Origin of the sequence: Yoonia sp. TsM2_T14_4 (assembly GCF_049602355.1) — a bacterium.
Lineage (GTDB): Bacteria > Pseudomonadota > Alphaproteobacteria > Rhodobacterales > Rhodobacteraceae > Yoonia > Yoonia vestfoldensis_A.
In genome coordinates, this window is sequence record NZ_CP187137.1 from 2,193,796 (window position 1) to 2,217,471 (window position 23,676).

Genomic DNA, 23,676 nt, shown 5'->3' on the forward strand with positions numbered 1-23,676 from the left:
TGCATGAGAGCGTTTGACACAGCGCACCGAAACGTCTTTGGTGCGGCCAGAGGCACAAGCCCCGGAACAGCCCATGTACATCTATCTTCCTATCGCCGAAGTTTCGGTGAACGCGTTCCTGTTACTCGGGTTGGGCGGCATCGTGGGCGTGTTGTCAGGAATGTTCGGCGTCGGCGGCGGGTTTCTGATCACGCCTTTGCTGTTCTTCATCGGCATCCCGCCTGCGGTAGCCGTGGCGACCAGCACCAACCAGATCGTTGCCTCGTCGATTTCGGGCGTGTTGGCGCATTTCAAACGCAAAACCGTCGATCCGGTCATGGGCGGGGTGTTGCTGGTCGGCGGGGTGATCGGGTCCGCGATCGGGATCGTGATCTTCAACTACCTGCGCGCGCTGGGTCAGGTCGATCTGCTGGTGCAGCTGTGCTATGTCGTCTTTCTGGGGGCCATCGGCATGCTGATGTTCGTCGAAAGCCTGCGCGCGATCAGACGGTCACGCGGGCCAAGTGCCGTGCCGCAGCGGCGCAAGCATAACTGGGTCCATAACCTGCCCTTCAAGATGAAATTCCGGGTGTCGGGGCTGTATATCTCGGTCATCCCGCCAATCATGGTGGGGATGCTGGTGGGAATATTGGCCGCCGTCATGGGGGTGGGCGGCGGATTTATCATGGTGCCGGCGATGATCTATATCCTTGGCATGCCAACCAAGGTGGTGATCGGCACGTCGCTGTTGCAGATCATCTTTGTCGCGGGCTTTACGACGATGCTGCATGCGACCACCAACCAGACGGTCGATGTGTTGCTGGCGCTTTTGTTGCTGATCGGCGGCGTGATCGGCGCGCAGGTCGGCACCCGGATCGGGGTCAAGATGAAGGCGGAACAATTGCGCATCCTGCTGGCCATCATGGTGCTGATCGTCTGCGGCAAGATCGCGCTGGACCTGCTCATCATGCCATCCGAACTTTATTCGCTCGGCGCAGGGGGACATTCATGATCCGCCTGTTTGCCATTCTGATGCTGCTGGCCCTGCCCGCGCGGGCCGAGCAAATCGTGCTGGGCCTGAGCCAGGACGAAGTCGCCATCACCGTCACCTTTGAAGGGTCCGAAATCATCGTCTTCGGCGCGGTCAGCCGCACGGCCCCCCCGCCACAAGACAGCGCGCTTGGCGTCATCATCACCATCGCAGGCCCAAGCGAGCCTGTCACCGTGCGGCGCAAGGCGCAGCAGATGGGCATCTGGGTCAACACCGACGCGGTTTTCGTCAATTCCGCGCCTTCGTTCTATGCGGTCGCCACCAGCGCCCCGATCACTGACATCCTGCGCGAAGTCGAAGACCTGCGCCACCGCATCACCATCCCCCGCGCGATCCGGTCGGCAGGGGCCGTGGTCGCCGACAGCGTTGCCTTTACCGAGGCGCTGATCCGCATCAAAACCGATCAGGACCTGTACCAGATGCGCCAAGGCGCTGTGACGCTGGATCAGGACACATTGTTCCGCAGCGCGATTTCGATGCCTGCCAACCTGACCGAAGGCAATTATGACGTGCGCATCTACCTGACCCGCAATGGCACGGTGATCGACACTTACATGACCACGATTCCGGTCAACAAGGTCGGGCTGGAACGCTGGCTTTACAACCTCGCGCATGAACAGGCGTTCATCTATGGCCTGCTGTCCCTGGCCATTGCGATCGGCGCGGGCTGGCTCGCCTCTGCGGTCTTTACCTTGCTGCGGCGTTAACCCCGCCCGATATGCGGCATCTTGGAGGCCATCACCATCATGGTCTGCACATTCGCCTCTGGCGGCAATGACGCCATGTGGAACACCGCACGCGCCACATCCTCCACCGCCATCGTCGGCAGGGGTGGCAGGCCGTCGGCGGCGCGCTTGACCTCCAGCCCTTGCACCAGCTCGGTGCGCGCATTGCCGATGTCGATCTGCCCGCAGGCGATGTCGAACGCACGGCCATCCAGCGTCAGCGTCTTGGTCAGGCCCGAAACGCCGTGTTTGGTGGTCGTGTAACAGATCGACCCTTCACGCGGGGTATGCGCGGAAATCGACCCGTTATTGATGATCCGCCCACCCCGTGGCGTCTGATGGCGCATCTGACGGAACGCCGCGCGCGCGCACAGAAACATACCCGTCAGGTTCACATCCAGCACCGCGCGCCAGTCCTCCAGCGCGATTTCGTCAATCGTGGTCTGGGGGCCGAACATGCCCGCATTGTTGAACAGCACATCCAGATGGCCAAACGCGGCAAAGGCCGCATCGACACCTGCCTCATCGGTCACATCGCAAGGCAAAGGCACCGCATTGGGATGCGCCATTTCGGCCAAAACCTCGGGCCTGCGCGCGATCAGGCCGACACGCCAGCCTTGATCCAGAAAATGCAACGCCGTCGCCCGCCCGATCCCGGCACTGGCCCCTGTGATGATGATGGTTTTCATAATTCCTCCGCTTTCAACTCCAGGGTCGAGACCGGCACATCCAGATCATCCACCCCCAGTGCCAATTCCGGCCTTGCCAGCCGGTTGCGCACGACCCAACGCAATTGCGTTTCCGCCCGCGTGATTGCGACATAGGCAAGGCGTTTCCACAAAGGCTGGCCCGCCTCCATCCGGCCCATGCGGCTGGCCACCTCGATATCGGGGGCAAAGACCTGCACCGTGTCCCATTGTGACCCCTGCGCCTTATGGATGGTGACAGCCGCGCCATGCAGAAAGGTCGCCCCCATCTTGGCTGCAAAGGGGATGAACGGCTCTGCATCGCCCTCAAGCTCGATCTTGACGATGCTGGCGGCGGAAATCCGCGGGTCTTCGGCACCGATCACATGCAGCCGCGAAAAACCGGGCTTCTTGCCCGCACCCAGATAGATCACCTGCGCGCCTTTGATCAACCCGCGCGCCTCAAGATCCAGCCGTTTCTTGCGGTGTTTCAGCGGCAATTCGATCCCGTCGCAGATCAGCGGCTCGCCCGGCAACAGCGCATCGGGCGGCGCGTTGAACGCCGCACGGAACGCATGGATCAGCTTGATCCGCGTCGCATTGCGCCAGACCAGACAGGGGGAGCGGGCCATCAGATCGGCCTCGACCCGTTGTGCCATGACGACACGGTCGTCGCGGGCGGCGGCCTCGGCCACCATACGCTCGAACGTGTAGAAATCCAGCATCGGATCGGCCAAGGCATGGGCCAGATCAAGGATCGGGTTATCGGCATCCTGCCGGTGAATCCGGCTTAACGTCAGAACCCGGTCCTTGGGCAGAGTTTCAAACACCATGCCCCCGCTGGATTGCACGGGCGGCAATTGTGCAGGATCACCGAACAACAGCAGGGTCGGAAAAATCTCCTTGAGATCGGCAAACTGCTTGGCATCCAGCATAGAGCTTTCGTCGACAAACCCGATATCCAGCGGCTCCTCGCGGCGTTTCCAGCCGGTGATGAAATCGCTGCCGCGCAGGCCCGCCGCCGCCAGGGCCGCAGGCACCGAGGTATTGATCTGATAAGACGCCCATGCGCGGTCCAGCGCCACATCGGTCAGACTGTCGATATCGGGCCGCTCGCCTTGGCCCGCCAGCCATTCGGCGATCTTTTCATATTCGGGGTCATAGACGGGGGTATACAGAATACGGTGGATCGTCGTGGCCGGCACGCCGCGGTTGCGCAACACGCTCGCGGCCTTGTTGGTCGGCGCCAGAATCGCCAGCGTGCGGCGGTCCTTGCGCTTGCGGCCTTCCCAATCGCCGGAAATCACATCAACGCCCGCCTCGGCCAAGGCCTTGTACAAGGCCGCAAGCAGCATGGTCTTGCCCGACCCCGCCTTGCCGATCACGGCCAGCACGGATGATGTGTCGCTTTGCGGCGGTTGCAGCAGGCTGTCGTCCAGATCAACGCCCGCCTGGCGCAGCGCGGATGCAACATTATCCCAGGCGTCGGCCTGGTCGTCGGAAAAGGTGATCACGGGGGCGTTCATGACGCGACATTATCCGCGCGCGCCCCGCGTCACCACCGCCATCTGATCCACGGCACAGAAAAACTTCAGCGCAAAGACCCTGCCATCGCTTTGTTTCAAATACTCCCGCGCGGAGCGCATCATGCCCTTTGCGCGCCACCACCCGGTGGCGATGGCACGCAAAGGGTGATTTCAGCGCCCCTCCCGTGACGCTTCGATCGTGTCGGCAAAGGTCCGCAGACCCATCACCGGTGCCTGCACCAGCACGGCCATATTGCCGGGCTTGTGTTCGTTGCGGCGCATCTTGGTATGGGCCAGCGGAATCTCGTCCCAGCCGAAACATTCCGACATGCACGGGTCCAGACGGCGTTCGACCATCAGGTTGTTGGCCGCACTTGCCTGCTTGAGATGGGCGAAATGGCTGCCCTGCAACCGTTTCTGGTGCATCCACATATAGCGGACGTCAAAAGTACAGTTAAACCCCGTGGTGCCTGCACAGATCACGACCATGCCGCCTTTCTTGCAGACCAGCGACGACACGGGGAACGTGGCCTCGCCCGGATGTTCGAACACCATATCGACATTCTTACCCTTGCCGGTGATGTCCCAGATCGCCTTGCCGAACCGGCGCGCCTCTTTCAGCCAGATATCGTATGCGGCGGTATTGACCGTGGGCAACTGGCCCCAACAGGAAAAATCGTTGCGGTTGATGACACCTTTGGCACCCAGCGACATCACGAAATCCCGCTTGCTTTCGTCGCTGATCACACCGATCGCATTGGCCCCTGCGGTATTGATCAGCTGGATCGCATAAGACCCAAGGCCACCCGACGCCCCCCAGACCAGCACGTTCTGCCCGGGTTTCAGGTCATGCGGTTCATGGCCAAACAGCATGCGGTAAGCGGTGGCCAGCGTCAGCGTGTAACAGGCGCTTTCTTCCCACGTCAGGTGCTGCGGACGCGCCATCAATTGCTGCGATTGCACGCGGGTGAATTGCGCGAATGACCCGTCGGCGGTTTCATAGCCCCAGATCCGCTGGCTGGGCGAATACATCGGATCACCGCCGTTGCAATCTTCGTCGTCGCCGTCGTCCTGATTGCAATGCACCACGACTTCGTCACCGACTTTCCAGCGCTTGACCTTGTCGCCCACCGCCCAGACGATGCCTGCCGCATCGGACCCAAGGATCGCGTAAGGGGCCTTATGCACATCAAAGGTCGAAACAGGCTGGCCCAGACAGGCCCAGACGCCGTTGTAATTCACCCCCGCCGCCATCACCAGAATGATCACTTCGTTGCTGTCAGGCTTGGGGCAATCGACGACCTCTAATTGCAGGGCGGTTTCAGGTTCACCATGCCGTTCGCGGCGCAGCACCCAGGCATGCATCTGCGCGGGCAGATGGCCCAAGGGGGGCATTTCGCCCATGGCATACAGGTCTTTGCGTTCGGCGGCATAGGCCGCTTCGCCGGTGGTCAGATCAAGGGCCATGTCACTCTCCATCGCGATCATTCCGTTGCGCCGCAGTGCAGAATCACGCGGCGCTGAAGGATTGATACGAATCGTCGCGCAAGATTGCAACACTACAGCGCATCGTTTTGTAATTTTATGTCTGCTGCGGCGCAGAAATAGGCGCAGTATCGACCGTGATGTCAAAATGATGTGCAATGGAATTGGCGTAATAGGTCAGAATTGGCCCGCCAAGCTTGGTCACGCGCCAATGATCGCCGTCCCGCGCGATCAGGTGGCGCGAATGCAAGCGGTCCAATGCCTCGGTGACAGCATCTTCGGTCGCGCGGCGCGGGCGCGGGACTTGCCTTTGGGCCAACATCGCCAGCGACCCGACGACATCGTGCATCAACTGCTCGGTGGTGACCGGCGCGTCGGCCAGCAAATGGCGCGCGACAAGCGGGACACCAGGCACCGGCGTCACATCTGCGATCCGCTGCATCAGGGTTTGCGCCAGCGCCTGCGTTACATCCCCCTGCGCGGTCACCGTAAAAGACGACAGCTCCAGCGGTTCACCAAAGCTGACCGAGGCGGTGCCGAAACCCTGAAACCGGCCCGTGATCCGCTGCCAGACATGATGCGCCACACGCCGCAGGACATGCACCAAAGGCGGGCGGAAACGGCGCGTGCCGGCCTTATGCGCCGCGATCAGGATCGTGTCTTCCAGCACGCGGTCATAATTGAGTGCGACGGGGATAAAGATCACCTCGCGCCTTGCGGGGTCGAAATCTTCGATAATGTAATTCAACAATCCGGTGCGCGGCGCAGCCAGCATGCCATCCAGCGACAGGCCGCCTTCGGGGAATACCGCCTGGGTCACGCCCGCGCGCGTGGCCATCTGCACATAGCGCGCCAGCACCTTGCGATACAGCGCGCCGCGCGAATTGCGCCGGATGAAATAGGCCCCCATCGACCGGATCACCGGCGACAGCGGCCAGACCCGCGCCCATTCGCCGACCGCATAGGACAAGGCACCGGCATTGGCCGCCAGATAGGTGACCAACATGTAATCCATGTTGCTGCGATGGTTGATGACGAAAACCACCGCCGCCTCTGGGTCGATCTCGGCCATGCGCTTGCGGTCGAGGCGGCCCAGCTGGATCCGGTAGAGCGATTTCGATAACCAGCGCGCCAGCCTGATCCCGATGCTGAAATAGGCGGTCGCGGAAAACGACGGCACGATCTCGCGCGCATAGCTGCGGGCTTTTTCAAAGGCGACGTTTTCGGGGACATTATTGGCGCGGGCATGGTCCACGACGGCCTGCGTCACCTCTGGGTCATAGATCAAACGCTGGATCATGTCATAGCGATGCGCCAGCTTGAACGGCTCGATCGGGCGTTGCAGATTCTTGTTGACCCGCGCGATCACCCGTTCGGCGCGTTTGCGGAAAAACCAGCGCACCGAAGGAAACAGGAAATGCGACGCAAAAGTGACACCTGCGAACAAGATGATCAGAACAAAGGCCCATACCGGCATGGAGATGGTTTGCGTCATTCTCAGAAAATGACAGGCTTCCCCGCCAAGGTAAATCCCGCCATGCCGCAACGCAGCGAATTGACAGCGCCACAAAATGTCCGATAAATGGCCCAAAGCGTAATTAAATTACGCAACTTGATTCAGGAGAGACGCCCGATGTCGCAGATGCAAAAAGACCGCCCCTGGCTGTTCCGCACCTATGCGGGCCATTCGACCGCTGCGGCGTCGAACGCGCTCTATCGTGGTAATCTGGCCAAGGGGCAGACGGGCCTCTCGGTCGCCTTTGATCTGCCCACCCAGACCGGCTATGACAGCGACCACATTCTGGCCAAGGGCGAGGTGGGCAAGGTCGGCGTGCCAGTGGCGCATCTGGGCGATATGCGGATGCTGTTTGCCGATATCCCGCTGGACCAGATGAACACATCAATGACAATCAACGCGACAGCCCCGTGGCTGCTGGCGCTGTACATCGCCGTGGCCGAGGAACAGGGCGCCGATATCAGCGCGCTGCAAGGCACCGTGCAGAACGACATCATCAAGGAATATCTGTCGCGCGGCACCTATATCTGCCCGCCCGAACCCAGCCTGCGGATGATCACCGATATCGCAGCCTATACCCGCGAACATCTGCCGAAATGGAACCCGATGAATGTCTGTTCCTATCATCTGCAAGAGGCGGGGGCGACGCCCGAGGAAGAACTGGCTTTTGCACTGGCAACCGCGACTGCCGTGCTGGACGATCTGCGCGGCAAGGTGGCTGCGGAACATTTCCCCGAAATGGTCGGGCGCATTTCATTTTTCGTGAATGCCGGAATCCGGTTTGTGACCGAATTGTGCAAGATGCGCGCCTTTGTCGAATTATGGGATGAAATCTGCGCCACGCGTTACGGGGTCGAGGATGCCAAATACCGCCGTTTCCGCTATGGTGTGCAAGTAAACTCCCTAGGGTTGACTGAACAACAGCCTGAAAACAACGTCTATCGGATTTTGCTGGAAACGCTTGCGGTGACCCTGTCGAAAAACGCCCGCGCCCGCGCCGTGCAATTGCCCGCCTGGAACGAAGCCCTGGGCCTGCCGCGCCCTTGGGACCAGCAATGGTCTTTGCGGATGCAGCAAATTCTGGCCTATGAAACCGACCTGCTGGAATTCGACGATCTGTTCGATGGCAATCCGGCCATTGATCGCAAGGTCAGCGCATTAAAAGACGGCGCGCGTGCCGAATTGGCGCAGATCGACGGCATGGGCGGGGCGGTCAAGGCCATCGGCTATATGAAATCGCGTCTGGTCGAAAGCAATGCTGCGCGAATCACCGGGATTGAAACCGGCAGCACCACAGTCGTTGGGGTGAACAAATGGCAGGCCGGCGAGCCTTCGCCGCTGACAGCGGGTGACGACGCGGTGATGGTCGCCGACCCCAAGGCCGAAGCCGACCAGTTGCACCGACTGGCCGCGTGGAAGACCGCCCGCGATCCGCAGCAGGTGCGCGCAGCCCTGACCGCCCTGCGTGCCGCAGCCAGCAGCGACACCAATATCATGATCCCGTCGATCGCCTGTGCGCGCGCAGGCGTCACCACCGGCGAATGGTCCGACGTGATCCGCGCCGTTTTCGGCCAATACCGTGCGCCCACAGGGGTCAGCACCAACCCGTCCAACCGAACCGAAGGGCTGGACGATCTGCGCGAACAGGTCAATCAGGTCAGTACGGCGCTGGGGCGACGGTTAAAATTCATGATGGGAAAACCGGGACTTGACGGACATTCAAACGGGGCTGAACAGATCGCCGCGCGCGCGCGCGATTGCGGGATGGACATCGCCTATGAAGGTATCCGCCTGACGCCAGATGAAATCATCGCCTCGGCCCGCGCCAACGGGGCCGATGTCATCGGTCTGTCGATCCTGTCAGGGTCGCATGTGCCGCTGGTCCGCGACGTCATGACGAAATTATACGCCGCAGGGCTGGGAAATATACCTGTGGTTGCAGGCGGCATCATCCCCGACGAAGATGCAATTGCATTGCGCGCAATGGGAGTCGCAAAAGTCTATACGCCAAAAGATTTCCAACTGAACAAGATTATGGCAGACATCATCGCATTGGCAGACCCCCGCGCCACCGCAGCGGAATGATCATATCCTTTTGACTATACAAAAGTTGTTTTTATTTTCTTTCGATAGTAATCCTGATATGCAATCCCGATCAGACACCCAAATGGATTTGCATCGATGAACAAAGACCTTTCCTCCATGACGCGCAGCGAACTCGAAACGTTGAAGCGGCAAGTCGAAAAGGCCATGGTTGACGTGGCAGAAAAAGACAGGAAAGCCGCGCTCGCCGCCGCCGAAAAGGCCGCCGCGGACCATGGCTTTTCGCTGGCAGAAATCACCGGCATGGCCCCGCGCAAAGGCAAGACCGGGCCTAAATCTTCGGCGCCTGCGAAATACCGCAACCCCACCGATATCAGCCAGACCTGGACCGGCAAAGGCCGCCAGCCTGCCTGGTTCAAGGACGCATTGTCCAACGGCACCTCGCCCGAAGCGATGGAAATCTGACCAATAAACGCGGGAAAGGGTTTTGCCCTCTCCCGCTCGCCTGCGCGGCAGGCTAGCTTTCCTATCATGACAGGAGAGACAGATGACAATACATATCGGTGCAGCAAAAGATGACATCGCCCCGACCGTGCTGATGCCGGGCGACCCTTACCGCGCGAAATGGGCTGCTGAAACCTTTCTCGACGATGCGCGCTGCATCAACCAGGTGCGCGGCATGCTGGGATTTACCGGCACATGGCACGGTCACCCGGTCACGATCCAGGGGTCGGGGATGGGCATGCCCTCGCTGTCGATCTACGCAAATGAACTGATCCGCGATTACGATGCGCAAACCCTGATACGGATCGGGTCGTGTGGCGGCATGCAGGACCATGTCGGCATCCGCGACGTGATCCTCGCCATGACGGCGACGACGCTGTCAACACCCTCGCGCGGGATCTTCAAGGATCTGAATTTCGCACCCTGCGCCGATTTCGGGCTGCTGGCGGCGGCGCATCACGCGGCACTGGCCAAAGGCACCACCACCCATGTCGGCGGCATCTATTCATCTGATGTCTTCTATGACGAACGGGCCGACCTGAACGATCAGATGATGCGCCACGGCATCCTCGCCGTCGAAATGGAAGCCGCCGAGCTTTTTATCCTCGCCGCGCGGTACAAACGCCGCGCGCTGGCGGTTTTGACGGTCAGCGACCACCTGATCACGCACGAAGCCCTGCCCGCCGAAGACCGTGAACGCAGCTTTGGCGACATGGTGGAAATAGCCTTGCAAGCCGCCTTTGCCTAGCGGCCGTGCGATCTGTCATAGGCGTTGACCGCAGGCGGCACCCATCCGTCCAGATCACCCGCCTGTGGCACCCGCCGTTCCATGACCAAAGGATAGCAGACGGCGGTGTCGGATGAATGTTCGGCACTGCAATCGCCGCCCGGACAGGCGCTCAGCACCGCCAGCAGGTCAATTTCCGCAAACAGATCAATATAATCTCCCGGGCGCACCGGGCTGGCCTTCATGAAATACTGGCCGGTGTCACGGGTGAAACCGGTACACATAAAGACATTCAGCACGTCATGCACATGGCGTTCCGCCTGCGCCAAGGGCAATTGCGCCGCATCGGCCAAGGCGCGGGTCAGGTTGGAATGACAGCATTGGTGGTAATCCACCCCCGCCAGCAATCGCCCCGTATAAGGATCGCAGCGCGTGCCGATCACATCATGCACCGACCCGCCAAACTGGTCGATCCCGTACCAGCCAAGCGTATCGGCCACGATGGTCGCCATCGGGCGCAGATAGGGAAACGACGACCACAGCCTGTCGCCGGTTGTGACATGGGTGCCATGCAACGCGCGGGTCTTGCCAGAGTAGAACCGCTCATCGAGGTTATCCGCAGCAAAAAGGTTCAGATCCCCGACCTGCGGCCCATCCAGCGCAGAAATCCGCAACACAGCCCCCGCAGGCACGCGGATCGCAGCCGCATCGCGCGGGGCAACCACAACACGCTCCACCCCTTGGGCCGCCGCCGCAGCCGCCTGCAAAACGGTCATATCAGGGCGTGGCAAGCTATCGGTGGGATAGCAGATCACCGGTGTGACGGCGCGCCGCGCATCGGCATCATCGGGAATATTCATCATCGTTCGAGCCTAAATATCCCCGCGCGGCGCGCATAAAAGTTTTTAGACCACCCGCTCCACCATCATGCCCTTGATGCTGGCGATGGCCTTGGCCGGGTTCAACCCCTTGGGGCAAGTCTTGGCGCAGTTCATGATCGTGTGACAACGATAGAGCTTGAACGGATCTTCCAATTCATCCAGCCGCTCGCCCGTGGCCTCGTCACGGCTGTCCACGATCCAGCGATAGGCGTGCAACAGCGCGGCTGGCCCCAGATAGCGATCACCGTTCCACCAGTACGACGGGCAGGATGTCGAACAGCAGGCGCACATGACGCATTCGTAAAGACCATCCAGCTTTTTGCGGTCATCGACCGATTGTTTCCATTCCTTGGCAGGGGTGTTCGACTTGGTTTCCAGCCAGGGCATGATGCTGGCATGCTGGGCATAAAAATGCGTCAGATCAGGGATCAGGTCCTTGATCACGGGCATATGCGGGAGGGGGTAAATCTTGATATCGCCCTTGATCTCATCCATGCCATAGATACAGGCCAGCGTGTTGATCCCGTCGATGTTCATCGCACAAGACCCGCAAATTCCCTCACGGCAGGACCGGCGGAATGTCAGGGTCGGGTCGATTTCATTCTTGATCTTGATCAGCGCGTCCAAAACCATCGGCCCGCAACTGTCCATATCAACGAAATAAGTATCCAGCTGCGGATTCTTGCCGTCTTCGGGGTTCCAGCGATAGACCTGCACCTTGCGCAGATTGGTCGCGCCCGCGGGCTTTGGCCAGGTCTTGCCTGTCGTCATCCGGGAGTTTTTTGGAAGTGTCAGTTGTACCATTTTTCAGACCTTTATCCGCGTCTTCATCGTCGTTTGCTGGTGTTACCCAAGACATATAACCTTTCCAGCAGGATCGAAAGTACTGTATTCAAAGCATTGTATCAGACACAAACGTCGCGCGTTGCGGCAGCGCGGTGTGATAGGGACAAAAGCTGGCCAACCATGTGTGTTTATTAGGAATTTATTAATATTATCAGCATCTTGAACATACCCTATGCGCATGGGAACCCGTATCATCGGCTGCTTTATGGACCTGCGGGGCCTTATGCCCCTTTGCCGGGTGCCAAGGATCTGGGCCAGCTTGCACAATATGCCGCAGGGCAGGTCAGCCCCGTTGTGCATCTGCATTGGGATGACCGGATGTTCGGGCGCGATGACGATCCGGATGCGAACCGGATTAACGCACAAACACTGGTTGATCGGTTGCAGGCGTTCAAGAACGCAGGCGGCAAAATTCTTTGGACGATCCACAACAAACGCGCCCATTTTGAACGTGATGCGGAAAGTTTCGCCTGGGGGCGCGGCCAGCTTTGCGCGCTGGCTGATCTGGTGCATGTCCATGCCCCACATGCCGCGCGGCATATGATCGAGGATTGGGGCGTGGCCCCCGAAAAGATCAGACTCATTCCGCATCCCAGCTATCTGGATGCCTATGAACCGGCCGCGGTCACCTTGGGCCGCCCCCTGCCATCATCGCCCAACCGCCGGTTTTTGTTCTTTGGCACGATGCGCGGCAACAAGGGGGTCGCGCTGCTGCCCGACACCATCGCGCGGCTGGCGCGCCATCGGACAAATTTCGACCTCTTGATCGCGGGCAAGACCATGCGCCGCGCGATGCGGCGGATGCAGCCGGTGCTTGATCTGCCGCAGGTCAGCGTCAGGGACGGGTTCATCCCCGATGCTGATGTGCCCGACATCTTTGGCACAGCGCAGGTATTTCTTGCGCCTTTCGGTGATTTCTTCACATCGGGCAGCGTCATGCTGGCGCAAACCTTCGGCCTGCCGGTGATCGGCCCCGACCGCGCAGAAATGCGCGCCATCACCCCACCAGAAAACCATGATCTGCTGTACGAAGGCCACCGCCCGAAGCCATTGGTGCAGATGATGAAGCGGCTGATCGACATGCCGGATGAAGAATTGCAGCAAAGACGCCTGCTGTGCCTTGATTTCGCACAATCGACCCGTAGCGAGCTGATCGCGGCGTCGCTCACCACCGCCATTCGCAGTCTGGGACCCGTAACAGCATGACGACAGCGCGCATCGACCACGCCATGGCTTTTTTCACCGCTGACGCGCAATGATCACCGCAACCGGACCGGCCGGACCGGCGTCTCGCCCGTCAGCCGGAACACGCATTCGTCATATAACTGCACCGGATCACGCCCGCGGATTGCGTCGGATGTGATGCTGATACTGCCGCTGGCAAACGGGCCGCTGTTGCTGTTGGCACCTAAGGTCACACCGACTTCGGGGCCTTGGGCGGCGCGGGCGCGGTCTTCGCAGCGATCGGCGGCGCTTTCCGGTGATACCGGTCCGCAGGCCGCCAGCCCCAGCAAAAGACCCGCCGCCCAGCGCATTAGAAGGTGCGCACTTTCGGCTTGATCCGGTCTTCGGCGATGCCGCCTTCGGCCTCGGATGTCAGCGGCTTGGTGATGACAGGGCGATATGACAGCGTGGTTTTCGCGCCATCGACATGCGCAAGCGTGTGAACACGCCATTTTGCGTCATCGCGGTCGGGGTAATCCTCGTGCGCATGCGCACCACGGCTTTCCTTGCGCGCCTCGGCACCCACGATGGTTGCCAATGCGTTGGGCATCAGGTTGTCCAGTTCCAGCGTTTCCATCAGGTCGCTGTTCCAGACCAACGACCTGTCAGTGACCTTGAGATCGTCCATCTTGCCCGCAATCGCGGTCATCTTGGCGACACCTTCGGCCAGCGTCTTGTCGGTGCGGAACACGGCTGCATCTTCCTGCATCGCGCGCTGCATTTCCAGACGCAGCTCGGCCGTACCGACATTGCCCTTGGCATGGCGCAACCGGTCGAAGCGGCCAAAGCTGGCATCGACGGATGCCTTGTTCAGGGTCGGGTTGGCCGCCTTGCGGTCGACGACATGACCAGCCCGGATCGCGGCGGCACGGCCAAAGACCACAAGGTCGATCAGGCTGTTCGACCCCAACCGGTTCGCCCCATGCACAGAGGCACAGCCCGCCTCGCCCACGGCCATCAGGCCGGGCACGATCGCGGTGGGATCATCCTTGGTCGGGTTCAGCACCTCGCCATGATAATTCGTCGGAATACCGCCCATGTTATAATGCACGGTGGGCAGCACGGGGATCGGTTCCTTGGTCACATCGACGCCGGCAAAAATCTTAGCGCTTTCGGAAATACCGGGCAGACGTTCGGCCAAAGCCTCTTTGGGCAGGTGGTTCAGGTTCAGGTGGATATGGTCGCCATTCGCGCCCACACCGCGCCCTTCGCGGATTTCCATCGTCATGCAGCGGCTGACGTAATCGCGCGGCGCAAGGTCTTTGTAATTGGGGGCATAGCGTTCCATGAAACGCTCGCCCTCGGAATTGGTCAGATAGCCGCCTTCGCCGCGCGCACCTTCGGTGATCAGGCAACCGGCGCCGTAAATGCCGGTCGGGTGGAATTGCACGAATTCCATATCCTGCAACGCCAGCCCCTGCCGCGCGACCATGCCGCCACCGTCACCGGTGCAGGTATGCGCCGATGTGGCGCTGAAATAGGCGCGGCCATAGCCGCCCGTCGCCAACACAACCATCTTGGCGTTGAACACATGCATGGTGCCATCGTCGAGCTTCCATGCGATCACGCCCTGACAGACGCCGTCATCGGACATGATCAGGTCAAGCGCGAAATATTCGATATAGAACTCGGCCTTCTGTTTCAGCGACTGACCATAGAGCGTGTGCAGGATCGCGTGGCCGGTGCGGTCGGCAGCGGCACAGGTGCGCTGCACGGCGGGGCCTTCACCGAACTGGGTCGTGTGGCCACCAAAGGGGCGTTGATAGATCTTGCCTTCTTCGGTGCGCGAAAACGGCACGCCGTAATGTTCCAGCTCGTAGACCGCCTTGGGCGCTTCACGGGCAAGATATTCCATCGCATCAGTGTCGCCCAGATAATCCGACCCTTTGACAGTGTCGAACATGTGCCATTGCCAGCTGTCAGGGCCCATATTGCCAAGGCTGGCAGCGATGCCGCCTTGGGCTGCAACGGTGTGCGACCTTGTCGGGAACACCTTGGTGATGCAGGCGGTGCGCAGGCCCTGTTCGGCCAGCCCCAAAGTGGCGCGCAGACCCGCGCCCCCGGCCCCTACGACGATGGCGTCATAGGTATGTGTCTCGTAATCATAAGCGGCCATGTGGTCGTGCTCCGAAAATTACAATGCGATGCGGATGATCGCGAAAACCGCAAACCCCGCCGCGGCATAAGAAAGGCAGATCATGAAAATGATCGCCGCCTTGCGTGCGAAACCATGAACATAATCCTCGATCACGGTTTGGACACCCAGACGAAAATGGAAAAAGCCCACCAGCATCGTCAGAATGGCCACCACCGCCGGAAACGGGCGCTGATAATAAGCGATGACCTCGGCGTAAGGCGCGCCAAGGATCGTGCCGAAGGTAAACACGAACAACGGAATCAGCACCAAAAGTGCGACCGACGTTACCATCATCTGCCAATGGTGATGCGTGCCAGACTTGGCCGACCCCATGCCCACCGCGCGTTTGCGATCTGTCAAAAATGCCATCTCTGTCGATCCTTACAAAATAATGACGGTGATGATCGTCAGCACGACCGACAGGGCGACCATCGCCTGACCTGCCCGTTCCGAACTGGCCACGTCCAGCATCCGGCCAGAATCCCAGACCAGATGCCGCAAACCGCCCAGGCTGTGGTACCACAACGCCCAGATCGACCCCAGCATCACCAATTTGCCAAACCAGCTGGTCAGCACACCGTCGGCCAGCGCAAAAGCCGCAGGTCCGGTTGCGGCGGCAACGAACCACCACACGATCAGCAAACCCGCGACAAGCAGGGCATTACCGGTGATCCGCACCAGAATAGAGGTGATCGAGGTCCATTGCGGACGGTAGATCGTCAGATGCGGTGAAAGCGGGCGATTGCCCCGGTTCACATCGGCCATGGTCGTTCCCTTCAGTGGCGCGCACTGTCCGGCACGACAGCGCATTGGCTTCCTACTTGCACCATTCCAGTGCCAGAGTCACGCGCAGCACAAGGGCTTTTTGTGGGCCATTTGCCGCGATCCGACACTTTTTTCGATTTGTGATCACGAATTTTTCGCGTGTGATCACGCCTTTACTATCTTCAGAGCGCAAATATCCCCGCCGGAGGCTTGGCATTGTGCAAGCAATGTCAAACCGGCATGAGCGCCCAGTAATCGAGGTCCAGCAGCACATGCGCGTCATATTTCCCATCGGCGCCACGCAATACGCCCGCCGCCCCTGTGGTCGCCACCAGCCGCAGCCGGATCGCACCCACGCCGGGGGCCGCCGTTTCGGCCACATCCAGCACTTCGGACCAGGCACGGAGCGTATCGCCCGCAAAACAAGGGTTCGCATGCGCGCCACCGTTCAGCGCCACGATGATCTGCGCATTGGCCAGCCCGTTGAACGACAAGGCCCGCGCCAGCGACATCACATGCCCGCCATAGATCAGCCTTTTGCCATCGGCACGGTTGGTGGCGTCAAAATGCACCTTGGCGGTGTTCTGCCACAGGCGGGTGGCCAGCATATGCTCGGCCTCCTCAATCGTGACCGCGTCAACATGGTCGATCACCTCGCCCACGGCATAATCACCCAAGCGGTGCGGCTCTCCGGCCAATGTGAAATCGTAGCGGGTGAAATCCAGCCCTGCGGGGATCACCAGATCGGATGCGGCGACAACCGGCGCGAGTTGCGGCACGACGGCCCGTGGCGCGGGTCCCGACCCGCGCTTGCGCACCATGACCCAGCGCACATAACTCAACACATCCGCCCCATGCTGGTTGCGCCCTGTGGTGCGGACCCAGACCACGCCCGACGTGCCGTTCGAGTTTTCCTTGATCCCGATCACTTCGGATGTCGCGGTGACCGTATCACCGGGCCAAAGCGGGGCGATCCAGCGGCCCTCGGCATAGCCCAGATTGGCGACAGCATTCAGCGACACATCCGGCACGGTCTTGCCGAACACGGTGTGGAACGTCACCAGATCATCCAGCGGGCTGGACGCCAGACCGCAGGATTGCGCGAACAGATCGGATGAATGCAGCGCATGGCGCGCGGGATAAAGCGCGTGATAAAGCGCGCGCTCCCCGCCCGAAATCGTGCGCGGCACCGCATGGGTGATTACGTCACCAAGGGCGTAATCCTCAAAAAATCGGCCCGCGTTTGTCTTGGTCATTGCTGGCCCAGTTTCATTTCGGGCGAGTAAGGCGTGTCGATCTCTTTGGTGACGGCCTGTCCGCAGCGCATCACGCCATTGGCCTGATCGAATGCATAGGTCGGGCTGCCATAAAGCTCCCAACCTTTGGACAGGGCCTCGGACACTTTGTGGCAAAACGCGGATGTGTCGTCTTCGGTCAGCAAGCGGTAGATTTTCATGGGATCATCCAAAAGGGTTATAGCCAAGCCATACATGGATCGCCGCGGCGATCGCATAAACGGCCACTGCCGCTATGATGGCGGTGATTTCCTTTTTCACCGGCACCACGGGTGGCGGTGTCCAGTCGCGATTGGCGCGGTTGATCACGATCACCTCGCCCACGGCCCAAGCCAGCAAGCCGCCAAACAGCACGAAAGACGGCACATCGCCGTTCACCAGAATATGCGCCAGCGCCCAGACCTTGACGGCCGTCAGCTGTGGATGCCGGATCGTCCGCGTGATCCGCGTTTTCGCTCCGCTCGCCGCATAAAGATAAAAGGCGAACAGCATCAGCAGGTTATTGATGCCCGTCATGGCGGCTGTCCGGCCCCAATAGACCGCACCATCGGCCATCTTATAACCGATCACCATCAGCACGATGCCCAGCACCGCGCTCAAAGCAACGATCATCCTGCCCTTGTCGCCCATGCCCGCGCGACTGGCAGGGGCAAGCCGTTTCCACAAATGGGCGCCCGCCCATAGGGCCAGGCCCAGAATCAATAATGTCATGCGCTCTCCAATGCGGCGATGGCCTCTGCTTTTGCCAAAGTCGCCTTTGCGGTGACGATATGCAAGTTCTCGACGATCTTTCCATCGACGACGGCGACACCCTGCCCCTGCGCCTCGGCCGCGGCAAAGGCCGCGATCTGGCGATGCGCCAGCGCGATGTCATCCATCGTCGGCCCAAAGGCGGCATTGGCGATGGCGATCTGCGCGGGATGGATCAGCGTCTTGCCGTCAAAACCCAGATCGCGCCCTTCGGCACATTCCGCGCGCAGCCCGTCATCATCTTGAAAGGCGTTGTAAACACCGTCCAGCGCCACGATCCCCGCCGCCTTGGCCGCCAGCAGGCACATCTGCAAGGCCATCATCAAGGCAGGCCGTCCGCGCGACCCCATATCCTTGGCCAGATCATTGGTGCCCATCACGAAGCCCGCCATGCGCGGATGCGCGGCGATGCTGGCGGCATTCAGCACAGATTGCGGCGTTTCCATCATCGCCCAGATCGGCAGGTCGGGAACAAGCGCCGCCAACGCATCGACGTCATCAGGGCTATTCACCTTGGGTAGAAGGATCGCGTCACAATCCATCGCGGCGACGGCAGCAGCATCGGCACGGCCCCATTGGGTATCCAACCCGTTGATCCGCACGATCCGCTGGCGCGGGCCATAGCCGCCACCCGCCAATGCGGCGAACAACGTGTCGCGCGCGGCGATCTTGGCATCGGGGGCGACGGCGTCTTCCAGATCGAACAGGATCACATCGACGGGCAATCCGCGAGCCTTGTCCAAGGCGCGATCCTTTGATCCCGGAATATACAGCGCGGACCGTGTGGGACGGGTGTGCATCGAATCCTCCTCGCAACATTATTGCGCGAACATGGCCAGAGTCGTGCCAATGATTCAACCCCGTTCTTGCCGCGACGCAGCAATGGCTGGTGACGGGATGTTAACCTGTTTGCCCTATCCCCAGTAACAGACCTGCAAGGACAGGTCATCCGGCAGAAGGCGGACTATCGTGCGGTATTGGTATTACTTGTTTTTTGGTTGCATTGCGGCGTTTTTAGGAGCGGCGCAGGCGCAGGCTTTGGCCTGCGCCGACACTGCCGTCGTCGCGCAGCGGCTGGCGCAGGTTTACGGTGAACGGCGGCAGTTCGTGGCAACCGGCCCCGACGGTGCTGTGACCGCTGTGTATGCCGCCTCCGACACAGGCAGCTGGACGATCACGATCACCCAGCCGGGTGGGCAGGCTTGTCTTGTCGCCTCTGGTGCGGCCTTTGACTGGCAGGATGTTCTTTCACGGCTTGGGCACAACGCCTGATCAGGCCAGCGCGACCCAGATCAACCGCAGGCCCGTGGCCACCAACAGCACATAGGTCAACGCAAAGAACGCGCGTTCCGGCACCAACTTGTGCGCCCTGACCCCGATCCACGCACCGATCAGCGCGAATGGTGCCAGCACGGCGCTGGCCTTCAACGTCTCGAGCGTGAAAATTCCCAAATAGGCGTAAGGGACGACTTTCATCCAGTTGATCGCCCAGAATGACAGCACGGTCGTCGCCTGAAACGCGGTCTTGCCCAGCCCTTGCGACAACAAAAAGATCGCCGTGGGCGGGCCGCCTGCATGGCTGATGAAACTGGTGAACCCGCCGACCAGCCCCGCCGCCCACGCAAAGTTCCGCGAAAACGGCATTTGGCGCACCATCAGCCATCCAAGCGCGCGGGCAAGCTGAAACGCGGCGAAAGCCAGACAAATCGCCCCGATCAGCAGGCGGAATACATCCGCATCGACCAGCGCATAAAGCATTGCACCAATGATACAGCCCGGCACCGCCCCCTGCATGATCCCCTTGGCGGACGGCCAGTGCCATTGCCCCCAATAGGGGCGCAACGTCGCCGCATCGACCAGCATGAACAAGGGCAGGATGATCCCCAGCGCCAGACCGGGCGGGACAACCAGCGCCAGAATCGCCCCCGCGACAAAGGCCGCCCCAGAGCCGAAACCACCCTTGGCGATGCCACCAAAGATGATCGCGGGGATACCGACCGCAAAGAAAACCCAATCGAATGCGATCACGCGTCTGCCCCAAATGCCTGTTGTTTGGCCTGATTAGCGGCTTTGCCGGACGATGGCCATGACCCCGACCGTGATGCCGCGTTGCAGCACACTTGCCAGAGCGGCTGCAAAGGCTTACCCAATGCGCCAAATCCAAACCACCAAAGGATCCATTTCCATGGCCAGACCCAAGATCGCCCTTATCGGCGCCGGACAGATCGGCGGCACGCTCGCACACCTCGCGGCAGTCAAAGAACTCGGCGATGTCGTGCTGTTCGACATTTCCGAAGGTATCCCGCAAGGCAAGGCGCTTGATATCGCCGAATCCGGCCCCGCCGCGAAATTCGACGGCAGCTTCAAGGGCACCAACGATTACGCCGATATCGCAGGCGCTGACGTGTGCATCGTGACCGCCGGTGTGCCGCGCAAGCCCGGCATGTCGCGTGACGATCTGTTGGGGATCAACCTCAAGGTCATGAAATCCGTGGGCGAAGGCATTGCCGCGCACGCGCCGAATGCGTTCGTGATCTGCATCACCAACCCGCTGGATGCGATGGTCTGGGCGCTGCGCGAATTTTCCGGCCTGCCACATCACATGGTCTGCGGCATGGCAGGCGTGCTGGATTCGGCGCGCTTTCGCCATTTCCTGGCTGAAGAATTCAACGTGTCGATGCGCGATGTGACCGCCTTTGTTCTGGGCGGACATGGCGACACGATGGTGCCGCTGACACGCTATTCCACCGTCGCAGGCATCCCGCTGCCAGATCTGGTCGAAATGGGCTGGACCTCGCAGGACAAACTGGACGCGATCGTGCAGCGCACCCGTGACGGCGGTGCCGAAATCGTCGGCCTGCTGAAAACCGGATCGGCGTTTTATGCGCCAGCAACCTCCGCGATCGAAATGGCCGAGGCTTTCCTGAAAGACCAAAAACGCGTGCTGCCCTGTGCCGCGCATGTGGATGGCGCTTATGGCCTGAACGGGTTCTATGTCGGCGTGCCGACCGTGATTGGTGCCGGCGGCATCGAACGCGTGGTCGAGATCAAGATGAACAAGGACGAGCAGGCGATGTTCGACAAATCCGTCGACGCTGTCAAAGGTCTGGTCGAGGCTTGCAAGGGTATCGACGGCACGCTGGCCTAAGCCATGCGGGTCTGATGACAGGGGCCGCCATTGGCGGCCCTTTTTTGTTGCGCTGGCGAAAGGGTGCGAATCTTTCCAAATCGCGTAAAATCATCGAGAACCGTGGGGGTCTGTATTTTGTGATCACACTTTTCAATCAAGTGATCACAAATGTCGGATTATCCGTGCCCCACTCGCTTTTCAGTTAGAAAAGAACGATTTGTTGTGATTTAGGCTGTACCAACTGAAGTCAAATTGGACATGCCTTATGAATATCCACGAATATCAGGCCAAAGCCTTGCTGCGCAGCTACGGCGCGCCGGTTTCCGACGGTCGCCCTGTCACCCGCGCAGAAGATGCAAAAACCGCTGCTGGCGAATTGGACGGCCCGTTGTGGGTCGTCAAGGCACAGATCCACGCCGGCGGCCGTGGCAAAGGGAAATTCAAAGAGGCTGACGCCGGTGACAAAGGCGGCGTGCGCCTGTGCCGGTCCGTCGAAGAAGCCGCCGAAGAGGCGAAAAAGATGCTGGGCCGCACGCTGGTGACGCACCAGACCGGCCCCGCAGGCAAGCAGGTCAACCGCATCTATATCGAGGATGGTTCGGGCATCGAAACAGAGATGTATCTGGCCCTGCTGGTGGATCGCCAGACCAGCCGCATCAGTTTCGTCGTCTCGACCGAAGGCGGCATGGACATCGAGGAAGTCGCCGCAGCGACACCCGAAAAAATCCTGTCGTTCAGCGTTGATCCCGCCACGGGCTATCAGGCGTTTCACGGTCGCCGTGTGGCGTTCACGCTGGGGCTGACCGGCAACCAGATCAAGCAATGCGTCACTTTGATGGGCCAGCTTTACAAAGCCTTCACCGAAAAAGACATGGAGATGCTGGAAATCAACCCGCTGATCGTGACCGACAAGGGCGATCTGAAGGTGCTGGATGCCAAGGTGTCGTTCGACGGCAACGCGATGTACCGCCACGGCGATATCATGTCATTGCGTGACGAGACAGAAGAAGACCCCAAAGAACTCGCCGCCTCGAAATACGACCTGAACTATATCGCGCTGGATGGCGAAATCGGCTGCATGGTCAACGGTGCCGGTCTGGCCATGGCGACGATGGATATCATCAAGCTTTATGGGGCCGAACCTGCCAACTTCCTCGACGTGGGCGGTGGTGCGACCAAGGAAAAAGTGACCGAAGCGTTCAAGATCATCACCTCTGACCCCAATGTCAAAGGCATCTTGGTCAACATCTTTGGGGGCATCATGCGCTGCGATGTCATCGCCGAAGGTGTCATCGCCGCGGTGAAAGAAGTCGGGCTGAAAGTGCCGCTGGTCGTCCGGCTTGAGGGCACCAACGTCGAGAAGGGCAAGGAAATCATCCGCAATTCCGGCCTTGACGTGATCGCCGCCGACGACCTGAAAGACGGCGCGCAGAAAATCGTGAAAGCCGTCAAAGGTTAACCCGTAGGGTGGGTCAAGACCCACCTTACCCCCCAGATTTCCCAAGGAGCCACCATATGGCCATTCTCGTTAACGAAAATACCCGCGTGATCTGCCAGGGCCTGACCGGTTCGCAGGGCACGTTCCATTCCGAACAGGCCATCGCCTATGGCACCAAGATGGTCGGCGGTGTCACCCCCGGCAAGGGCGGCAGCACCCATCTTGACCTGCCCGTCTTCAACTCGGTCCACGAAGCACGCCACGTCACCCAAGCCAATGCATCCGTGATCTATGTACCGCCACCCTTTGCGGCTGATTCCATCCTCGAGGCGATCGACGCTGAAATGGAGCTGATCATCTGCATCACCGAAGGCATTCCCGTGCTGGACATGATGAAGGTCAAGCGCGCGCTGGAAGGGTCCAAATCCCGCCTGATCGGGCCGAACTGCCCCGGTGTCATCACGCCCGACGCCTGCAAGATCGGTATCATGCCCGGCCATATCCACCGGCGCGGGTCGGTTGGTGTTGTGTCACGCTCTGGCACGTTGACCTATGAGGCTGTGAAACAGACATCTGACAGCGGTCTGGGTCAGTCCACCGCCGTGGGCATCGGCGGCGATCCGATCAAAGGGTCCGAACATATCGACATTCTCGAAATGTTCCTGGCCGATGACGAAACACATTCGATCATCATGATCGGTGAAATCGGTGGGTCCGCCGAAGAAGAAGCCGCGCAATTCCTTGCCGACGAACGCAAGAAAGGCCGCTGGAAACCCACCGCCGGTTTCATCGCAGGCCGCACAGCGCCTCCGGGCCGTCGCATGGGTCATGCCGGTGCGATCGTCGCGGGCGGCAAAGGCGACGCTGAAAGCAAGATCGAGGCAATGAAATCCGCTGGCATCATCGTCGCCGACAGCCCCGCCACGCTGGGCGAGGCTGTGCTGAAAGCCATCGGGTAGGTCGGGGTT

The 23,676-nt window shown here is 60.3% G+C and carries 25 protein-coding genes; 10 read left to right on the forward strand and 15 right to left on the reverse strand.

Annotation, left to right across the window (positions count from 1 at the left end; genetic code table 11):
* Nucleotides 1-73 precede the first annotated feature (73 nt).
* Complete coding sequence (locus ACPF9B_RS10845) at nucleotides 74-991, forward strand: sulfite exporter TauE/SafE family protein (protein ID WP_007206870.1); 918 nt, start codon at nucleotides 74-76, stop codon at nucleotides 989-991.
* Complete coding sequence (locus ACPF9B_RS10850) at nucleotides 988-1,737, forward strand: TIGR02186 family protein (RefSeq protein WP_007206869.1); 750 nt, start codon at nucleotides 988-990, stop codon at nucleotides 1,735-1,737. Before ACPF9B_RS10845 ends, ACPF9B_RS10850 begins: the two co-directional genes overlap by 4 nt.
* Here ACPF9B_RS10850 and ACPF9B_RS10855 read toward each other — a convergent pair.
* From ACPF9B_RS10855 to ACPF9B_RS10870, 4 genes are all read right to left on the reverse strand, one after another.
* Nucleotides 1,734-2,444 (reverse strand): SDR family oxidoreductase, encoded by a 711-nt coding sequence (locus ACPF9B_RS10855; RefSeq protein ID WP_007206868.1) that lies wholly within the window; start codon nucleotides 2,442-2,444, stop codon nucleotides 1,734-1,736. The genes ACPF9B_RS10850 and ACPF9B_RS10855 overlap by 4 nt on opposite strands.
* Nucleotides 2,441-3,967 carry an ATP-dependent DNA helicase gene (locus ACPF9B_RS10860; RefSeq protein ID WP_007206867.1) on the reverse strand — a complete coding sequence of 509 codons (1,527 nt, stop codon included), beginning with the start codon at nucleotides 3,965-3,967 and terminating at the stop codon, nucleotides 2,441-2,443. Before ACPF9B_RS10860 ends, ACPF9B_RS10855 begins: the two co-directional genes overlap by 4 nt.
* Nucleotides 3,968-4,138: 171 nt before the next feature.
* Nucleotides 4,139-5,434 (reverse strand): crotonyl-CoA carboxylase/reductase, encoded by a 1,296-nt coding sequence (gene ccrA, locus ACPF9B_RS10865; protein ID WP_040483012.1) that lies wholly within the window; start codon nucleotides 5,432-5,434, stop codon nucleotides 4,139-4,141.
* Between the two features lie 115 nt (nucleotides 5,435-5,549).
* Entirely contained in the window at nucleotides 5,550-6,947 is a 1,398-nt protein-coding gene (locus tag ACPF9B_RS10870; protein WP_424177346.1) for a 1-acyl-sn-glycerol-3-phosphate acyltransferase, read from the reverse strand.
* Nucleotides 6,948-7,085: 138 nt separating this feature from the next.
* On the opposite strand from ACPF9B_RS10870, the gene ACPF9B_RS10875 reads away from it, so the two are divergent.
* The 3 genes from ACPF9B_RS10875 (at nucleotide 7,086) to deoD (ending at nucleotide 10,263) form a co-directional block, all read left to right on the forward strand.
* Nucleotides 7,086-9,053, forward strand: coding sequence for a protein meaA (locus ACPF9B_RS10875; RefSeq protein ID WP_007206863.1), 1,968 nt, complete (start codon nucleotides 7,086-7,088; stop codon nucleotides 9,051-9,053).
* 96 nt (nucleotides 9,054-9,149) lie between these two features.
* Entirely contained in the window at nucleotides 9,150-9,476 is a 327-nt protein-coding gene (locus tag ACPF9B_RS10880) for an H-NS family nucleoid-associated regulatory protein (RefSeq protein WP_040483011.1), read from the forward strand.
* A gap of 82 nt (nucleotides 9,477-9,558) precedes the next feature.
* Nucleotides 9,559-10,263 (forward strand): purine-nucleoside phosphorylase, encoded by a 705-nt coding sequence (gene deoD, locus ACPF9B_RS10885; RefSeq protein ID WP_424177349.1) that lies wholly within the window; start codon nucleotides 9,559-9,561, stop codon nucleotides 10,261-10,263.
* On the opposite strand, the gene ACPF9B_RS10890 is transcribed toward deoD, so the two are convergent.
* On the reverse strand, nucleotides 10,260-11,105 hold the full coding sequence (locus ACPF9B_RS10890) for an urea carboxylase-associated family protein (protein ID WP_424177351.1): 846 nt from the start codon (nucleotides 11,103-11,105) through the stop codon (nucleotides 10,260-10,262). The two genes, deoD and ACPF9B_RS10890, sit on opposite strands and share 4 nt — an antisense overlap.
* A 42-nt stretch (nucleotides 11,106-11,147) precedes the next feature.
* A complete protein-coding gene (locus tag ACPF9B_RS10895; protein ID WP_007206859.1) occupies nucleotides 11,148-11,927 on the reverse strand; it encodes a succinate dehydrogenase iron-sulfur subunit in 780 nt (259 codons plus the stop codon).
* A 201-nt stretch (nucleotides 11,928-12,128) separates the two neighbouring features.
* Between ACPF9B_RS10895 and ACPF9B_RS10900 the strand changes: the two genes are divergently transcribed.
* A complete protein-coding gene (locus ACPF9B_RS10900; RefSeq protein WP_424177354.1) occupies nucleotides 12,129-13,175 on the forward strand; it encodes a glycosyltransferase family 4 protein in 1,047 nt (348 codons plus the stop codon).
* A gap of 53 nt (nucleotides 13,176-13,228) precedes the next feature.
* Here the strand turns inward: ACPF9B_RS10900 and ACPF9B_RS10905 are convergent, their stop codons facing one another.
* From ACPF9B_RS10905 to ACPF9B_RS10940, 8 genes are all read right to left on the reverse strand, one after another.
* The gene (locus tag ACPF9B_RS10905; protein ID WP_424177356.1) at nucleotides 13,229-13,504 is read right to left on the reverse strand and encodes a hypothetical protein; all 276 of its coding nucleotides are present in this window, start codon (nucleotides 13,502-13,504) and stop codon (nucleotides 13,229-13,231) included.
* Nucleotides 13,504-15,309, reverse strand: a complete 1,806-nt coding sequence (gene sdhA / locus ACPF9B_RS10910; protein ID WP_424177358.1) for a succinate dehydrogenase flavoprotein subunit — start codon at nucleotides 15,307-15,309, stop codon at nucleotides 13,504-13,506. The genes ACPF9B_RS10905 and sdhA overlap by 1 nt, the downstream gene beginning before the upstream one ends.
* Nucleotides 15,310-15,327: 18 nt before the next feature.
* Complete coding sequence (gene sdhD / locus ACPF9B_RS10915; protein WP_007206855.1) at nucleotides 15,328-15,699, reverse strand: succinate dehydrogenase, hydrophobic membrane anchor protein; 372 nt, start codon at nucleotides 15,697-15,699, stop codon at nucleotides 15,328-15,330.
* Between the two features lie 12 nt (nucleotides 15,700-15,711).
* Nucleotides 15,712-16,095 (reverse strand): succinate dehydrogenase, cytochrome b556 subunit, encoded by a 384-nt coding sequence (gene sdhC, locus ACPF9B_RS10920; protein ID WP_007206854.1) that lies wholly within the window; start codon nucleotides 16,093-16,095, stop codon nucleotides 15,712-15,714.
* A 230-nt stretch (nucleotides 16,096-16,325) separates the two neighbouring features.
* Nucleotides 16,326-17,351 (reverse strand): MaoC family dehydratase, encoded by a 1,026-nt coding sequence (locus ACPF9B_RS10925; protein ID WP_424177361.1) that lies wholly within the window; start codon nucleotides 17,349-17,351, stop codon nucleotides 16,326-16,328.
* Nucleotides 17,348-17,551: a DUF1737 domain-containing protein gene (locus ACPF9B_RS10930; RefSeq protein ID WP_007206852.1), complete on the reverse strand. Its 204-nt coding sequence runs from the start codon at nucleotides 17,549-17,551 to the stop codon at nucleotides 17,348-17,350. Before ACPF9B_RS10930 ends, ACPF9B_RS10925 begins: the two co-directional genes overlap by 4 nt.
* 4 nt (nucleotides 17,552-17,555) lie before the next feature.
* Nucleotides 17,556-18,101 carry an NnrU family protein gene (locus ACPF9B_RS10935; RefSeq protein ID WP_007206851.1) on the reverse strand — a complete coding sequence of 182 codons (546 nt, stop codon included), beginning with the start codon at nucleotides 18,099-18,101 and terminating at the stop codon, nucleotides 17,556-17,558.
* Nucleotides 18,098-18,940: an HpcH/HpaI aldolase/citrate lyase family protein gene (locus ACPF9B_RS10940; protein ID WP_424177364.1), complete on the reverse strand. Its 843-nt coding sequence runs from the start codon at nucleotides 18,938-18,940 to the stop codon at nucleotides 18,098-18,100. The genes ACPF9B_RS10935 and ACPF9B_RS10940 overlap by 4 nt, the downstream gene beginning before the upstream one ends.
* Nucleotides 18,941-19,109: 169 nt before the next feature.
* On the opposite strand from ACPF9B_RS10940, the gene ACPF9B_RS10945 reads away from it, so the two are divergent.
* Entirely contained in the window at nucleotides 19,110-19,412 is a 303-nt protein-coding gene (locus tag ACPF9B_RS10945; RefSeq protein WP_242601276.1) for a hypothetical protein, read from the forward strand.
* Here ACPF9B_RS10945 and ACPF9B_RS10950 read toward each other — a convergent pair whose 3' ends face one another.
* The gene (locus tag ACPF9B_RS10950; RefSeq protein ID WP_007206848.1) at nucleotides 19,413-20,168 is read right to left on the reverse strand and encodes a sulfite exporter TauE/SafE family protein; all 756 of its coding nucleotides are present in this window, start codon (nucleotides 20,166-20,168) and stop codon (nucleotides 19,413-19,415) included. It lies immediately after the preceding gene.
* A gap of 157 nt (nucleotides 20,169-20,325) precedes the next feature.
* Here ACPF9B_RS10950 and mdh point away from each other — a divergent pair, with 157 nt between their 5' ends.
* The 3 genes from mdh to sucD all read left to right on the forward strand — a co-directional run bounded on the left by mdh (nucleotide 20,326) and on the right by sucD (nucleotide 23,667).
* Nucleotides 20,326-21,288, forward strand: coding sequence for a malate dehydrogenase (gene mdh / locus ACPF9B_RS10955; protein WP_007206847.1), 963 nt, complete (start codon nucleotides 20,326-20,328; stop codon nucleotides 21,286-21,288).
* Nucleotides 21,289-21,535: 247 nt separating this feature from the next.
* Nucleotides 21,536-22,729, forward strand: a complete 1,194-nt coding sequence (sucC, locus tag ACPF9B_RS10960) for an ADP-forming succinate--CoA ligase subunit beta (protein WP_424177367.1) — start codon at nucleotides 21,536-21,538, stop codon at nucleotides 22,727-22,729.
* Between the two features lie 56 nt (nucleotides 22,730-22,785).
* Entirely contained in the window at nucleotides 22,786-23,667 is an 882-nt protein-coding gene (sucD, locus tag ACPF9B_RS10965) for a succinate--CoA ligase subunit alpha (protein ID WP_007206844.1), read from the forward strand.
* The last annotated feature ends 9 nt before the right edge of the window (nucleotides 23,668-23,676 follow it).